Source organism: Blautia sp. Sow4_E7 (assembly GCF_052116245.1).
Taxonomy (GTDB): Bacteria; Bacillota; Clostridia; order Lachnospirales; family Lachnospiraceae; genus Blautia_A.
Genome location: NZ_JBQKLL010000033.1, coordinates 1 through 15,517, shown reverse-complemented (window position 1 = coordinate 15,517; position 15,517 = coordinate 1). Strand labels below are relative to the sequence as shown.

The window sequence follows — 15,517 nt, the reverse complement described above, 5'->3', positions numbered from 1 at the left end:
TCTGAAAATGGTCGTTTTGTCCTGCAAGAAATATATGTTCCTAATTATAATATGTATGATTTTAGTAAATATGGCCTGTTTTTGTAAGAAAACATTTAAAACTTGATAAAAGGACAATCTGACTGGAATTAACTGTTCATGGGATAAAAGAAAAGGCGCACAATGCAATAGCTACATTATGCGTCTCATGAGAATAATTTGTTTCAAAGGAAGCGCCTATTTAATAAAGAACCATTTTTTATAGATAGAGTCATCCGGAAGAAAAAGTATTTTGGGATCGTAATCTTCCGGAAGAAGGTGATTGGCAGAAACATACTCTTCTATTGCTTCGGAGATATCGTATGCGCTCAGATTTTTTGTTGCTACATAGACTTTGCTGGTAAAATCCGGACTGTAATGTCCAAGACATTCAGAAATCGTTTTCATATTGATCTTATATCCTGCCAGGATGGTTGCATAACTGTTACGGAACTTTCTCCAGGGAAGCCTTGGAAAATCGCACTGTTCGGTCAGCCGGTTATAGGCTTTCGCATAAAAGCGCCGGTGATAACACTGTCCATTTTCCCGGCAGCAGAGGTATCCAAGATCCAGAAAAGATGGATTTTCGGTTCTGTGCTTTTCATAGCGCTGCCGCTCAAACAGGATCTCTTCCAGGACAAAATCAGCCAGTTCTACAGTCCGTCTGCTTCTTTTGGTTTTCAGTTTAAGTTCCTGCGAAAGGACAGGTCTGTTCGAAGACTGTTCGTTGGGATATATGCTTCTTCCTAGCTGCCGTTCCACGGAAATTTTTTTATTAAGGAAATCAATATCCTCATACCGCAGGGCGATAATTTCTGATATCCGTAATCCGGCGGTGGCAGCCAGGAGCATAGGAAGATACAGCTGAGGCTCCTTTTCCCGGCAGAGGCACAAAAGCCGGGTGATCTGTTCAACAGTGTAGACTGGTGAGCTAGTCTTCTTGGTAACTGTAGAAGCATTTTTTCGTCTTAATTCAGCGGAAAGTCCATCGTATATGTTGTATGGAAGGTAATTGCGACTTTTGGCATAGCGTAAAGAACCGGTGATCATACCAATGGCAGTCCGCTGTTGATCTTTTGAAGAGATTTTATGCAAAGCTTTTACCAGGTCTTTTCTTTTCAGTTTGTTTAGCCATTTAGTACCGATGAAAGGATTGATATACCTTCTTATGAGATTGCGGTACATGGTAAAAGTATTGTAGGTGATATGCTTTTCCTGGATCATATGGTAATACAGCCAGTAATCATAAAATTCTCTGACAGAATAAGAAAATGGGACAAAGGTTCCTTTGGAGATCTGCATGAGTGTCTCGTCCCTTTTCTGCCGGGTCAGCTGTCTGTCGGGATAGCCGCTGCGTTGTACTATTTTTGTATCACCTGACTCAAAAATAAGGAAAAGACGGAAACTATAGTTTTTTCTGGATTTTAAATATACCACATGCAGCATCTGTCAGGCCACTTTGTCTGCATTCGGTTACCAGTTCCATCCATTCGTCCAGGGAACGCCCTGGAGCACGTTTCTTACTCATAATGAAACCTCCAAATGTAGTAAATTTCTATCTCCTATCAAGCGGAGTGTAGTAAAAATCTATTTACTATCATTATGAGTTTAAAAACGTAGACAGTAAAGCTACCCAAGATCTAAGCGCTTACGGATATCGTGCTCAGATGAGCCGGAATTTGCACTCCAATTCATACTCTGTTGTTACAGAATTTTTTATGGATAAATTTTTACAGCAACTATCTGGTCAATATTTTATATGCAGTATACTTTTTTAGTTTGTAATACACAAATCCCCGGCATCTGTCATAATGATCGAATGCTAGGGATTATTAAAGTCAGCCTTTTACAGCACCCACCATAATTCCTTTTGAGAAATACTTCTGCATGAATGGATATAGCGCGAAGATTGGCAGAGAAGCAAGTACAGTAATAGTCATTCGGATTCCCTTCTGGGAAATGGCTGCCATAGCCTGCTCCGTTTAAGCTGGCAGCTTCTTTATTCTGTATTATTTAATTATCATTTTAATTTCAAAATTGAACTGTTCTGCATCAAGACGATACCGTTCTGACAACTCAGGCCCGCAACTGTTAGAACCAATTCCGTTTTGGACATAATCCAGGCACACGACCGTACTTCCACAAGGCTGTAATTCATAGCTATGTCTTTTTGCTGTCAGTTCCTCTTGAGTATATGGTGATACGTTAAAGGAAAATGTCCTTTCTCCTGCTGCTGCAAAAGTATTTTCCTTTCCTTTTAAGATAAGGTAGTCACAGTCGGTATGACTTCCATTTTCCTGTGGACGCAGGTAATCTTCATGCATTTCAAGTACATTAGCATCATATTTTCCATGACTGCCGGCTCTTCTCTTATCTACGTAACTTTCCTCAGGTCCTATTCCGTAATATTCTACGTTGTCAAAATCTCTGTTAAGGAATAAACGGATTCCAAATCTCGGAAACATTGGAAATTCCAAATCCCTCTTTACATCCATTTTTACCTGGATTGCGCCATCCGAAGTAATAATCCATTCTGACTTCACATCAAGAATTTTTTGTACGGTAGGTGCAGAAACACTTAACGTTCCTAAGATGTGTAGTTTCCCATTTTTGGTAATGCAGGAAGTTTCATATGCTCTTGCATAGCTCTGGTCATAATGAGCATTCATCCATTCTAATTTGATTTTCCGGTCGTTGTCAGTTGGTGCTCTCCAGATATTTAATTCCATAGGACGAGTCAGAAGTTCTTTTCCCTTTACAGTAATGCTTTCAAATAATCCTGTCAGTCGGTTGAAGCGATAAGTATTTTCCTGCCCTACATGAATTGTAAAGTATCTGTCACACTCTTCCACAGTAAAACTATTATCAGTATTCATTTCAGCAAGAAGTTCAATGGCTTTCTGATTTCTTCCATCTATGTTCTTTAAAAGGATTTCATCAAATCCAAGAGACTCATCCGAATGTAAAATCTGAGTATTATTTTTCAAACAATAAGATACTTTTAGGTAACATTTTCCACTATCTGGTATTGAAACAGGAAGTTTGATTGTTTTTTCTTCATGAGCTGGTATACTTTCATCTAATTCAATTTGTCCTACACAGTCAACTTCTCCGTCAACGCTCACCTCATATATAAGATAAATATAATCTTTAAGATCAACATAATTCATATAGTTATGAAGAACCATATCTCCAGTTTCCTGATCATAGTGAAGAACCCTTGCCGGTCTATATATATTTTTGTATTCTTTTAACCCAGTATGTGGTGTTCTGTCAGGATAAACCAGTCCATCCATACAGAAGTTTCCATCGTGAATTTCTTCGCCATGATCTCCTCCATAATAATAGATTCCCTTGCCATTTTCAGCCTGGCCTTTGTAAATAGCATGATCACACCACTCCCATACGAAACCTCCACAAAGACTGTCGTACTTCTGGATCAATTCAAAGTAATCCTCCAGGTCTCCAGGTCCATTTCCCATGGCGTGGCAATATTCTACCAGAAGAAGAGGTTTATCCGGATTCTTTTCTATGTATTCATCAATCTCAGAAAAAGCTGGGTACATTCTTCCAACTACATCAATATTGGAATAGTCATACTCACGGTCTGTACTCTGATAGAATGCACTCTCATAAGTCGTAAGACGGGTTGGGTCAAATTCTTTGATCCATTTTAGGGATTCCTCAAAGGTACATCCATATCCACATTCATTACCCATAGACCACATTACAATACATGGGCGGTTTTTTTCTCTTTCCACACAAAGTCTGGTACGATCCATGGTTGCAGGAATGAAATCCGGGTTATTTGCAATTCTTTTATTCCACTGCTCAACTACATTTTCCCACTCTGGATTTTTCAAGTACTGTGTCTGGGTTCCATGGCTCTCATTATCAGCTTCTGCGATCACAAATAAGCCATACTCATCACAAAGCTGATAGAAATAAGGAGAATTCGGGTAATGGCTGCTTCGGACTGCATTAAAGTTGTGCTGTTTCATCATGATCAGATCTTTTTTTATCTGCTCCATATTTACTGCGGAACCGGTTATCGGATTGGAGTCATGACGGTTTACACCTTTAAATTTTGCTTTTACATCATTAATATAGATTACGCTTCCCTCACAGTGGATTTCACGGATACCGATACGGTCTATGATCACCTCATTCTCGGAAAGGAAAAGCACCTGATACAGATATGGCTGTTCCGGATTCCAGAGTACAGGGTTTGTGATATCTAATACCGCTTTGTAAGCAAAATTTTCATCGTCACATTTCTTAAATGTACCTGTAGCCACCGTATTTCCCTCATGATTCCGGATTACAATTTTAGTATTTTCTGCTGTATTGCTCTCCCCAAGAAAATTCGCACGAATTTCAATTTCTGCACCATTTTCCCCTATAGATGTAGTGGTAAAATAATCATACAGTACACTTTCTGGTCGCTTTAACAGATATACATCACGGAAAATTCCTGTCATACGGAATTTGTCCTGGTCTTCTAAATAAGTTCCATCACACCATTTCAGGACAAGTACCGCTAAAGTGTTTGTTCCTTCTTTCAGATGATCGGTCACGTCAAATTCACTGGTTGCATGAGCCACCTGGCTGTAGCCTACATAGACACCATTGATCCATACATAGAAGCAGGAATCTATCCCCTCAAAATTCAAGTATGCTTTTGGTGCTTTGGAATCTTTCTTATATTCAAACTGGTGTACGTACGCTCCGCAAGGATTCTCCTGTGGTACATATGGCGGATCAAGCGGAATTGGGTAACGGACATTGGTATACTGATGGCTGTCATAGCCATAGTTCTGCCAGATTCCCGGAACTGGAATTTCGTCGAAGCCCTTAGTGTCATAACCTGCTTCGTAAAATTTTTCCTGAAGATCATAAATGCTCTTATAGAACTGGAATTTCCAGTTTCCATTTAACAGCTCCATACGGTCAGATTTCTCTCTGTCATGTACAAGAGATCCCATATCCTTTGATGCAGGCATGTAGTATGCTCGATGGGGCATGGTGTTTTCATGTAACACATTCAGATTTTCGTAGTGTTTTGGTACGATCATATTTGCTCCTCCAATATTATATATTTTTCTGTTTTAACGTCTGATATGATTATACCTGTTTTTTAAAAAAATTACATAAACTCTATTCGACAAAACATGCACAAAATGATATAATTTAACAAGTAAAGACACAAAAATATACACTTCTTTATTAATTTTGAAATATGCACAATCTGTTCCGATAAAAATTGTGCATATTTACAAGGAGGTAATTTATATTGTACACAAACTCCGCTTACTGGCACCAGACACGCTTGGATTTTAAAGATAAAAAACATCCTATTTTTATAGGGAGCTGCGGTACTTACCGTCTGTACACAATAAAGAAGCTGCCAACGCACCGGCCGCGAGGTCGGCTTGATTACCAGCTTCTTTACGTTGCTTCTGGAAAAGCACATTTCTATTTTGATGGAAAAGAGGAAATTGTTTCTGCTGGAAACATGGTTTTGTACCGTCCAAAAGAAGAACAGCGCTACTACTATTATGGTGCTGACCATCCGGAAGTGTACTGGGTTCATTTTACTGGGAATAACGTCAAAAATATCCTCCGCAAATACGGCATTGCAGATGGCGTTCATGTGATTTATTCCGGAGTCTCCATGGAATACAAGCATCTGTACATGAACATGATTGAAGAACTGCAGCTGCGGAAAGAAGACTATGAAGAGATTCTTGTGTATTACTTTATGCAGCTTTTAATCCTTCTTCACCGCCAGATTCTTGTAAAACCTCACAAGAAGAATCCGATGATCATGGATGACATGGCGCAGGCAGTTGATTATTTCCGAATGCATTACAATAAACAGATTAATATTGAAAAATATGCAGCTTCGAAAAATATTAGTGTTAGCTGGTTTATCCAGAACTTCAAACAATATACGAATACAACACCCGCCCAGTACATACAGAACCTGCGTCTTTCAAATGCGAAATCTCTGTTGGAAACCACAAACTACAATGTTACAGAAATTTCCAATCTGGTTGGATATGAAAATCCATTATATTTCAGCCGCTTTTTCCGGAAACAGTTTGGCGCTTCGCCGTCACAGTTTCGGAAACAACTGCGGCAAAATGAAGAGAATCAGATGACTGAACCAGAAAAGAAATGATCTGTATACGAAAGCCCAGGTTCAAAAACTGCCTGGGCTTTTAATTGATTTATTTTTATTGCTAATATTCTATTTTCTCGTAACCAGATACATATACGGCATCTTTCATATCACTGATTTTATATTTATTTCTTCTTGTTCTATGAATAAACTTCTTATTCTTCTATTTTAATATACTCCCACAAATGCCATCGCAGGTGCAACTCTGGAATCTTCAATTACGATTGCCAGACTATCTGTATGGATTCCCTTCAAATCGACGATTCTCTTATACCCGATAGTTGTTCCTTCATAGCATTTTTTCATGCTGCCGTTTTCTTCATAGCAGACATTAAATGCTTCAACTCTCTGGCTAAGCGGAATTGCTTCTTTCAGAACAAGATAATGTAGTTCTTTTCTTTCAATCCATTTGATCTTGATAACCAGTTTATTGGTTCCAGCCTCATTCAGGAAATAAGTCTCATAATCATCGTTTCTAAGGACTTCTGGGGACATCTCCCGGCAGTCAAGTGGTGGAATGGTTGTAATACCAGCTTCTTCCACTAAATTATTGGAAAAGCTTTCTTTGATAAAGTCACCTAACTGCTTCAGGTTCTGAATATCCGTTGGATGGATCTTTCCGTTTTTCATCGGAGGGATGTTTAACAGAAGTGTAGTATTTCCACCAACTGATTTTAAGTAAATATCCTTCAGATTCTCAAAAGAACGTACCGTATCATCCTCTTCTTCGTGATAGAACCAGCCCGGTCTGATGGAGACATCTGTCTCAGCCGGATACCAGGCAAGTCGTTCTTCCTTCGCAAGACGTTCCCTGCTTCCCAGATCAGACTGTGTTTCATCCAATGGTCTTTCACGGAACTCTTCATTATCCTCCTGCTGGCTTAACTCTGCGGTCAGAGCCGGATCTTTCATATCTGCTGCTACCACGCTCCATTCACTTGGGCGTACCTCACCAGCTTCATTTCCACACCAACGGATATCAGGACCAGAAATAGAGATCACAGCATTTGGCTGCAGCTTGCGAACTACCTGGTAGTATCTTTGCCAGTCATATTTCTGTACCTTTCCGTTTGCGCCTTCCCCACAGGCACCGTCCAACCATACTACAAAAATATCACCATACTCTGTCAGAAGCTCTGTAAGCTGATTCACATAATAGTCATCATACTCTTTTCCCTTTCCATAGGATTCATTGTTTCTGTCCCAAGGAGAAAGATAAACACCAAACTTCAGGCCATATTCTCTGCAAGCCTCCATTGTTTCTCTTACAATATCACCCTTTCCATTTTTATATGGAGAGTTTTTGATACTGTGTTCGGTGTATTTTGATGGCCACAGGCAGAATCCGTCGTGATGTTTGCAGGTAAGGATCAGTCCCTTCATACCGCCCTCTGCGGCTGTTTTCGCCCACTGTTTTGCATCCAGCTCTGTCGGATTAAAAATAGATTCCGGCTCTGTTCCATCGCCCCATTCTCTTCCGGTAAAGGTATTTACTGTAAAATGAATGAAACAGAAAAATTCCATGCTTTCATATGCAATCTGTCTTGCGGACGGTACTGCTTCAATTAATCTTTTGTCTTCTTTTAAGTCGCTATAGTTCATAATCATCCTCCAGACATTTTTATTGTTACATCCCATTGCTATATTTCGTTATCTTAATGCTTATTTTGTTTCCAGCATTTTACTGTTCTTTAATTCTTCATTTGCCTTTTCTACATTCATCTGTGACATAATAAAAGTAATGATTACACAAATCACAACTGGAATCCACAGATACATAGTATGAAGCATGCTAAGGCAGGAATCCGGCTGTACAGCAAGTGAACTGTTAAAGTGGCTGAATTCCAGAAGCCAGCCTGTAATCGCAGTTCCAAGTCCTCCTCCAAGTTTCACACCAAGGGAAGTACAGGAATACATGGTTCCGTCTACACGTTTATGCTTTGTCAGATAAGTATACTCTGAACAGTTAGCAATCACCGCATTCATATCACCCTGCCATGGTCCCATACCAAATGCAGCAACGGCTGTAAAGGCAATCATAAGCGGTACGCTTCCCATATAAGCAGCAACTACTACAAGGGCACGTCCAATGGTTCCAATGGTATATCCAACCAGATTCAGCTTATATAACCCTTTCCATTTTGCTACTAAAGATGGTGTAATAACCAGTGCAATGATTAACGGGATATTGATTGCCCAGGAAAATACCGGGAACAGATCCTCGTTTTTCAATACATACATCATGTAATAAATACCCATACTGAGCATTGCGGAATAAATCTGCTGCAGAATGTAGGTTACGCAGATCATAATATAAAATCTGTTGGAAAATAACAGTTTTGCAGCTTCAATAAGGCTATATTTTTCATCTACTGCGCTTGATGCATCTTCGTTTAAGACTTCTTCTGGAAGCTCTTTTACAGATAATGCAGAAACTGTATTTATAATAAGTCCAATGATGGCATAAATGATTGCTACAATTCTCCATCCAGCAGCTCCCCCTCCCATAATCTCAACAAACTTGATAGTGACAGACTGGATCAAAAGACTGGTAGAAAATGCAAAGATAAAACGGTAAGATCCCATTTCTACACGTTCTTTGCTGTTTTTGGTAATCAGAGCTGTAAGAGCTGAATATGCAATGTTATTTGCTGTATAGAACACTGCATTTAACAGGGAATATGCAATAAAGAACCATGCATACTGCGCTGTCTGTCCAAGACTTTCCGGAATTGCAAATACACCGATCAAAGTAACTGCACAGCCGATATAACCATACAGCATCCAGGGTTTTGCTTTTCCCATTTTTGTTTTTGTCTTATCAATCATAGAGCCGAAGAAAATATCGGTCACTCCATCAAACAGTTTTGATACTGCAATCAATGTTCCTACAATACCCGGGTTCAATCCAACAGTATTGGTCAGATAGAGCATTACGAAGGTGGAAAGGAATGCATATACCACATTTCCAGCCACATCTCCGGAACCGTATCCGACTTTGTTGTACCATTTCAAATATCTTTTTTCTTCCATGTTTTCCTTCTCTTTCTCCTGTTTTTTCAGGTTTATTTTCGTACTTCCTTAATCCGAATATAATTATATCTTTATCTTTCCCAAAATTACATAAACAACATTTAACAAAACATGCACAAAATTGTAGAATTTTAAAAAATAGAACATTTCAGGATAAAAAATGCGTTCATTTATAACATAAGGTCAATTATTCAAAAAAATAAGAGGGCTGCATCTTACAGCTCTCTTATTTTAAATATACATCCTATTCTTCATATCCCTGCGGATTATTAGACTGCCATCTCCAGGAATCTTCACACATCTCACGGATACCGTTTTCTGCTTTCCAGCCAAGCTCTTTTTCTGCCTTAGATGCATCACAATAACAAGTTGCAATATCTCCGGCTCGGCGAGGTTTGATCACATATGGAATTTTCACACCAGTTGCAGCTTCAAAATTCTTTACAATATCAAGAACACTATAGCCCTTTCCGGTTCCCAGATTGTAAATCGCAAGCCCAGGATTTTCCTCGATTTTCTTAAGCGCTTTTACATGCCCCTTTGCCAGATCCACAACATGAATATAGTCTCTTACACCAGTTCCATCCGGAGTATCATAATCATTTCCAAATACACCAAGTTCCTTCAGCTTACCAACTGCTACCTGTGTAATATATGGCATAAGGTTATTGGGAATGCCATTTGGGTTCTCTCCAATTGTTCCACTCTTATGTGCGCCAATTGGATTAAAGTAACGAAGAAGCATAACATTCCATTCTGGATCTGCTTTCTGGATATCGGTAAGCACCTGTTCCAGCATGGATTTTGTCCAGCCATACGGATTCGTACACTGTCCCTTTGGGCATTCTTCTGTAATCGGAATCTGTGCCGGATCTCCATATACAGTTGCTGAGGAAGAGAAAATAATATTTTTCACATTATGTTTTCTCATTACATCAACCAGGGTTAAAGTGCCTGCTATGTTATTTTCATAATACTCCCAGGGCTTAACCACAGATTCTCCAACTGCCTTCAAACCTGCAAAATGGATGCAGGACTCAATAGTTTCCTTGTCAAAAATATCATTTAAAGCATCTCTGTCCAGAATATCTGCCTTATAAAACTTCACTGGTTTTCCTGTGATTTTTGATACTCTGTCCAGTGCTTTTTCACTTGCATTGCTTAAATTGTCCAGTACCACAACATCATATCCTGCATTCTGAAGCTCCACTACCGTGTGGCTTCCAATATAACCAGCACCACCTGTAACTAAAATTGCCATAATGATTCCTCCTGAACGGTTTTTTCTTTTATTATAGTCTGATTTTTGTAAAAACATATGGACAAAGTTTTAGAAAATATGGAGAAAATGCCACGATTTCTTGTCTGATTTCTTAATTGCAAAAACTTATATTTTTATATATTTTTTCTTGCTTTTTCCAATAATCTGCTATATACTGCCCCATGTAAAGTAATGCAGAGTAAATTCATGAGCGTAAAGTGCCTTCCGGATGGAGAGTTGCCGGAGGACGAAAAGAGAAATCTTGCGGTTCGTGGATTGCTTCTCGCTGCAACAGAAGATAAATATGAATCCATAAATTATCTCCTATTGTGAGCGAAAAAAGAAAAGGAGGTAATTTTTTTATGGAGAAAACAAAGAACATGTTTCTCACCTCAGCCAAAGAGCTGAAAACCACTTCTACACTGGCAGTCTGTGCAATGCTTGCTGCCCTGGCACTGATTTTAAATTCAGTTGCTTCTATCAATATCGGTCCCTATGTAAAAATTGGATTTTCCGGTATCCCAAACCAGATTGCTGATTATCTGTTTGGACCCATTACCGGATGTCTGTTTGCCGGTGTGCTGGATATTGTGAAATTCTTTATCCGCCCTGATGGTCCATTTTTCTTTGGGTTCACCTTTAACGCAATGCTCGCGGCATTTATTTATGGATATTTTTACTACAAACATAAGCTCACTTTCCGTCGCGTGCTGATTGCAAAACTGGTTGTCGTTCTGATTGTAAATGTTCTGTTAAATACCTTATGGCTGGACATGCTCTACGGAAAAGGATTCCTTGCAATCCTCCCAATGCGTACTGTAAAGAACTTGATCATGTGGCCAATTGATTCCTTTATCTTCTTTACCATCACAAGATTGATTGAACAGACAGGAATTTTTAATCTTTTTAGGAAACAGGCTATAAAGCAACTGTAAATATTTCAAAGTATGACAACTTACTCATATGAATATAAAAATGCGGATATTCCAATGCTTCATAAGCCACTGATATCCGCATTTTTTATCATCTTTAGAAATTTCTAGCTTTATCAATAATCACTTAAAATTATAATAAATCATCGCAACTTATGTACCCGCTGCTTTCCTCGATTACCAAAAACTTTATTCGGAAACTCTGTTTGTTGTCTCTAATAATTTGTTTAGCTTATTATTGACCTTATCTCTATTCTCTAATTGTAGTTTTCCTGTAAATAGATAACAAAATTTCAATGCAAACCACCACACATAAAGTGCTTTGAAACTTTGAAAAAAATTGTCTGAGAAGATTCCATGGGCAATATTATTTCGTATGTTAAATCCAAATTTAGAACAAAAAATTGTTTTCAATGCAAGCAAAAGGTCTTCATCCAGACAGTCTTTTATACCTTCCAGTTCCAAAACTGCATGCATTGTTTTTATTTCTTCTATTCCCTCTTCATTTATATTGTACACAGGTTCACCGCATTCGATAGCTAAACACCTGACTGCATTTTCAATCTGTGGAACAAGAATACTTAAAGCAGTAATAAAATCACCAGTAAAGCCTGCTAAAAGGCCTTTGCTATATGATTCTTTTCGATCATTCGGGACAATAACGCTTTTCGCAACAATATCTCTTATATCCTTCTCTTCAATTACATAATTAGTGCGAATATATTCAAAAGCATTTCCAACTGTTGTTTGTGCAACAATCTTCTCTATTCGCCAATAAATTCCAGGCAATCTTGTAGCAATAGGGATGATACTTAGTACTCAGTTCTATAATTCCATTCTCATCTCTTTTCAAAAACAGATTTATAATTTCATCATCATTCATTTACAGGTTGTCCTCCGGGGTTCTTTAAGATAAAAGTCACTGTCCATAATCTGACCAGCAACAGATAAGGCGCGATAAGGCGCCTTTTTGAATAAAAATATTTCCATTCATAATATATATCGTAAAAAATAGTGGATGGTAACAGAAAAATTCAATTTTTTCAGTTGAGATCCAAACTACAGTTTTGGTTTTCAGCAGATTACCTTTTTAGGGTAAAAATAAATAATGAAAAGCAGCCGATATTCTCATTTTATATATCATGAGATACCGGCTGCAACTGCTGTTATAAAATATTTTCTTGTTCTGTAGTTTTGTACTTCATACTACAGCATTCATTATAATCACGATCAGAATACGTCCTATAAACTGTCCACAAAACGCATAAAATCTTCTCTTCCTTTTGGTGTGTATTTATAAACTCCGGCATCTTCCAGCACATGTACAAACACCAGTCCTACTTCTTTTTGAAGAATTGCATGAATGTTCTCTGCATTAATATCCGGATATTTTTCCAGCAATTCTTTCACCCAATCCTCATGCTTTGCTATTTTTTCATTTGAAGAAATATCTTTTCCAGATAAAATGTATTCCTCTAAAAGCTCCAGTTCTTCTTTTAATCGGGCTGGAAGAACTGCAAGCCCCATTACCTCGATCAGTCCGATATTTTCCTTTTTAATATGATGGTACTGTGCATGTGGATGATATACACCAAGTGGATGTTCTTTCGTCGTAATATTATTGCGAAGTGTCAGATCCAGCTCGTATACATCTTCCACTTTACGGGCAATTGGGGTTATGGTATTATGTGGCTCTCCGTCCGTATTGGCAAATACAAAGGCTGCTTCATCTGTATAGCCTCTCCATGCCTGCAGCACATGTGTTGCAAGGTCAATCAACCGTTCTGGATTTTTATGACGGATACGGAGCACTGATAACGGCCACTTTACAATTCCCGCTTCCACATCCTCAAATCCAGGAATGGTCACATGCTTTTCAATCGGTGCCTTAGCCATTGCGAAGGTATAATGTCCTCCCTGGAAATGGTCATGGCTTAAAATAGAACCGCCTACAATTGGAAGGTCTGCATTGGAGCCCAGGAAATAATGTGGAAACAGTTTTACAAAATCAAACAGCTTCACAAATGTGTTCCGTTCAATCTTCATGGGGGTGTGACAGGAATTAAACACGATGCAGTGCTCGTTATAATATACATAGGGTGAGTACTGGAATCCCCATGGGCTGTCATTGATCGTAATCGGAATGATCCTGTGATTTTGTCTTGCCGGGTGGTTGACTCTTCCGGCATAGCCTTCATTTTCCGGACAAAGAAGACATTTCGGGTAGCTTCCGGATTTTACATTTCTGGCTGCTGCGATTGCTTTTGGATCCTTTTCCGGTTTTGAAAGGTTGATGGTAATATCAAGTTTTCCATATTCACTGTCTACTGTCCATTTCTGGTCTTTCTTTACCCTGTAACGACGAATATAATTGCTGTCCTGACTCAGTTTATAAAAATAATCCGTCGCTGCTTTTGGATTCTCCCCATATTTTTTCCAGAACGTTGTCTGTACTTCTGCAGGTCGTGGCATGAGGCAATTCATCAGTCTGGTATCAAACAGGTCTTTATAGACAACACTGTCTTCAATCAATCCCCGATCAATTGCCTCTTTTAACAGTTCATCCAGAACCTTCTCAAGTTCAATGTTCTGAAATTCCTGTTCCGGTGCAGTGTAATCATCCTCGTAAAATACATCCAGCAGAAGATTTGTTGTGTAATTTCTCTCACATTCTGGTATCAGTCCCGTCTCGACTCCATACTGTACCAGTTTTGCAATACTCTCACTCAGCATATTTTTATCCTCTCTTTTCTATATGATTTCATTTTGCAGAACAAACTTTTCTCTATACAGATTCCGGTATTCTCTTGGTGTCATTTTGTAGCGTTCCCTGAAAACCCGGTTAAAAGTCCGCTGACTTTCAAATCCTGCATCCATGGAAATGTCCGTAATGCTTTTGTCAGTACACTCTAAATGAACACAGACATAGTTTAATCTCTGTTCATTTAAATATTGGTTAAAATTTCTATGAAAAGTTCCGGAAAAGACACGCGAAAGTGTAAATTTACTTACTCCCATATCTCTTGCCATCTTTTCCAGGGACATTTCTTCTTTAAAATGTTTTGCAATATAGGAGACAGTCTGATAAATGATATCATTGCTCTCCACACTGCTCTTATCCTGTAAGTTAAATGCCGGGATACTTCTGGCCAAAAGGATCTGCACATAAGCCTGTTCAACAACAAGGTTAGGATTTTGCTCCTTTTTATCGAGCTTCAGACACCGAATTGCATTTACAATATCCCGGTGGACCTGCGGCTTTTTAATCACAGGATTTTTCGGACAGTATTTCTGCATAACAGAAGCAAATTGTCCGCAAAGTATGGGCTGCGCCCACAGATAGCATGCCTTATTATTCTCTCCTGAAAAGACCTGGCAGTGATGGATCACTTCCGGAAAAAGGACTGCAAAATCACCTTCCTCCATGTGAAAGAGTTCCTGGCCCATTCCAAGCTCCAAGCATCCTTCTGTAAGATAGATGAATTCAACTGAATTGTGCAGATGAGGGGATTCATGTCTGGCAATGCGGGAATGTAAATGCAGGTTTTCTTTTTTCTCTTCATAAACCGGAAACATAATTTCTCTCCTCTGCAAATTTTGTCTGTTTTTTCTTTTCATTTGGCACGTAATCCGCTTTCAGGTGATCTATAATGCACTTGTAAGTTAAGAAAAGAGGTGAACGAAATGAAAAATTTAAAAGCTTATATCTTATATGTGATGAATTTCTATGCAAACTATTATAAAGTTTGCCGCTAATGCCAGAAGAGAATTCCGGTATTCGGCCGGATTTTCTTCTGCATAAACTATCACATCCGCTTTTTATTAGTATAACCAACTGATGAACCCCTGTACATGAACAGGATTCTTTAAAATATAGACAAAATGATACAAAAAAAGATATGCTGCAAAAAATGACTGTATTTCCTGCCTCATATCTTTCCTTAATCCAATGACAGACAGCCCGAAAATATCGGGCTGTCAGACTGTAGACAAACTTGGTGTTGGGTGTTATGCCCAGCACCATTTTTCTTTTAAAACTTCTTTTCTTTTTATTTTTTTCAAAATCAACAAAAATCTGGCTGTGTTCCA

Annotated in this window: 13 protein-coding genes and 1 riboswitch; of the genes, 2 read left to right on the top strand and 11 right to left on the bottom strand. The window is 38.6% G+C overall.

Annotated features, from left to right (window positions below; all coding sequences use genetic code 11):
• Positions 1–216: 216 nt before the first annotated feature.
• The 4 genes from ACTQ50_RS14925 to ACTQ50_RS14910 form a co-directional block, all read right to left on the bottom strand.
• Complete coding sequence (locus ACTQ50_RS14925) at positions 217–1,320, bottom strand: tyrosine-type recombinase/integrase (protein ID WP_441484849.1); 1,104 nt, start codon at positions 1,318–1,320, stop codon at positions 217–219.
• A gap of 103 nt (positions 1,321–1,423) precedes the next feature.
• Positions 1,424–1,546 carry a hypothetical protein gene (locus ACTQ50_RS14920; RefSeq protein WP_441484848.1) on the bottom strand — a complete coding sequence of 41 codons (123 nt, stop codon included), beginning with the start codon at positions 1,544–1,546 and terminating at the stop codon, positions 1,424–1,426.
• Positions 1,547–1,856: 310 nt separating this feature from the next.
• Entirely contained in the window at positions 1,857–1,988 is a 132-nt protein-coding gene (locus tag ACTQ50_RS14915) for a hypothetical protein (protein WP_255610632.1), read from the bottom strand.
• Between the two features lie 39 nt (positions 1,989–2,027).
• The gene (locus ACTQ50_RS14910) at positions 2,028–5,093 is read right to left on the bottom strand and encodes a glycoside hydrolase family 2 TIM barrel-domain containing protein (protein ID WP_441484847.1); all 3,066 of its coding nucleotides are present in this window, start codon (positions 5,091–5,093) and stop codon (positions 2,028–2,030) included.
• Between the two features lie 218 nt (positions 5,094–5,311).
• Between ACTQ50_RS14910 and ACTQ50_RS14905 the strand changes: the two genes are divergently transcribed.
• Positions 5,312–6,202 carry a helix-turn-helix domain-containing protein gene (locus ACTQ50_RS14905; RefSeq protein WP_441484846.1) on the top strand — a complete coding sequence of 297 codons (891 nt, stop codon included), beginning with the start codon at positions 5,312–5,314 and terminating at the stop codon, positions 6,200–6,202.
• Between the two features lie 168 nt (positions 6,203–6,370).
• Here the strand turns inward: ACTQ50_RS14905 and ACTQ50_RS14900 are convergent, their stop codons facing one another.
• The 3 genes from ACTQ50_RS14900 to galE form a co-directional block, all read right to left on the bottom strand.
• The gene (locus tag ACTQ50_RS14900; protein ID WP_441484845.1) at positions 6,371–7,804 is read right to left on the bottom strand and encodes an alpha-L-fucosidase; all 1,434 of its coding nucleotides are present in this window, start codon (positions 7,802–7,804) and stop codon (positions 6,371–6,373) included.
• A 60-nt stretch (positions 7,805–7,864) separates the two neighbouring features.
• Positions 7,865–9,235 carry an MFS transporter gene (locus ACTQ50_RS14895; RefSeq protein ID WP_148463276.1) on the bottom strand — a complete coding sequence of 457 codons (1,371 nt, stop codon included), beginning with the start codon at positions 9,233–9,235 and terminating at the stop codon, positions 7,865–7,867.
• Positions 9,236–9,479: 244 nt separating this feature from the next.
• Complete coding sequence (gene galE, locus ACTQ50_RS14890) at positions 9,480–10,496, bottom strand: UDP-glucose 4-epimerase GalE (protein WP_173774249.1); 1,017 nt, start codon at positions 10,494–10,496, stop codon at positions 9,480–9,482.
• A 193-nt stretch (positions 10,497–10,689) separates the two neighbouring features.
• A riboswitch (THF riboswitch) is annotated at positions 10,690–10,787 on the top strand.
• A 71-nt stretch (positions 10,788–10,858) separates the two neighbouring features.
• Here galE and ACTQ50_RS14885 point away from each other — a divergent pair.
• Positions 10,859–11,431: a folate family ECF transporter S component gene (locus ACTQ50_RS14885; protein ID WP_441484844.1), complete on the top strand. Its 573-nt coding sequence runs from the start codon at positions 10,859–10,861 to the stop codon at positions 11,429–11,431.
• 186 nt (positions 11,432–11,617) lie between these two features.
• Here the strand turns inward: ACTQ50_RS14885 and ACTQ50_RS14880 are convergent, their stop codons facing one another.
• The 4 genes from ACTQ50_RS14880 to ACTQ50_RS14865 form a co-directional block, all read right to left on the bottom strand.
• A complete protein-coding gene (locus ACTQ50_RS14880) occupies positions 11,618–12,217 on the bottom strand; it encodes a DUF4209 domain-containing protein (RefSeq protein WP_441484843.1) in 600 nt (199 codons plus the stop codon).
• A gap of 453 nt (positions 12,218–12,670) precedes the next feature.
• Positions 12,671–14,161, bottom strand: a complete 1,491-nt coding sequence (galT, locus tag ACTQ50_RS14875) for a UDP-glucose--hexose-1-phosphate uridylyltransferase (RefSeq protein WP_441484842.1) — start codon at positions 14,159–14,161, stop codon at positions 12,671–12,673.
• Between the two features lie 18 nt (positions 14,162–14,179).
• Entirely contained in the window at positions 14,180–15,004 is an 825-nt protein-coding gene (locus ACTQ50_RS14870) for a helix-turn-helix domain-containing protein (RefSeq protein ID WP_441484841.1), read from the bottom strand.
• Positions 14,988–15,517: hypothetical protein (locus ACTQ50_RS14865; RefSeq protein ID WP_441484840.1), on the bottom strand; the 530-nt coding region annotated here is incomplete at its 5' end. The genes ACTQ50_RS14870 and ACTQ50_RS14865, both read right to left, overlap by 17 nt.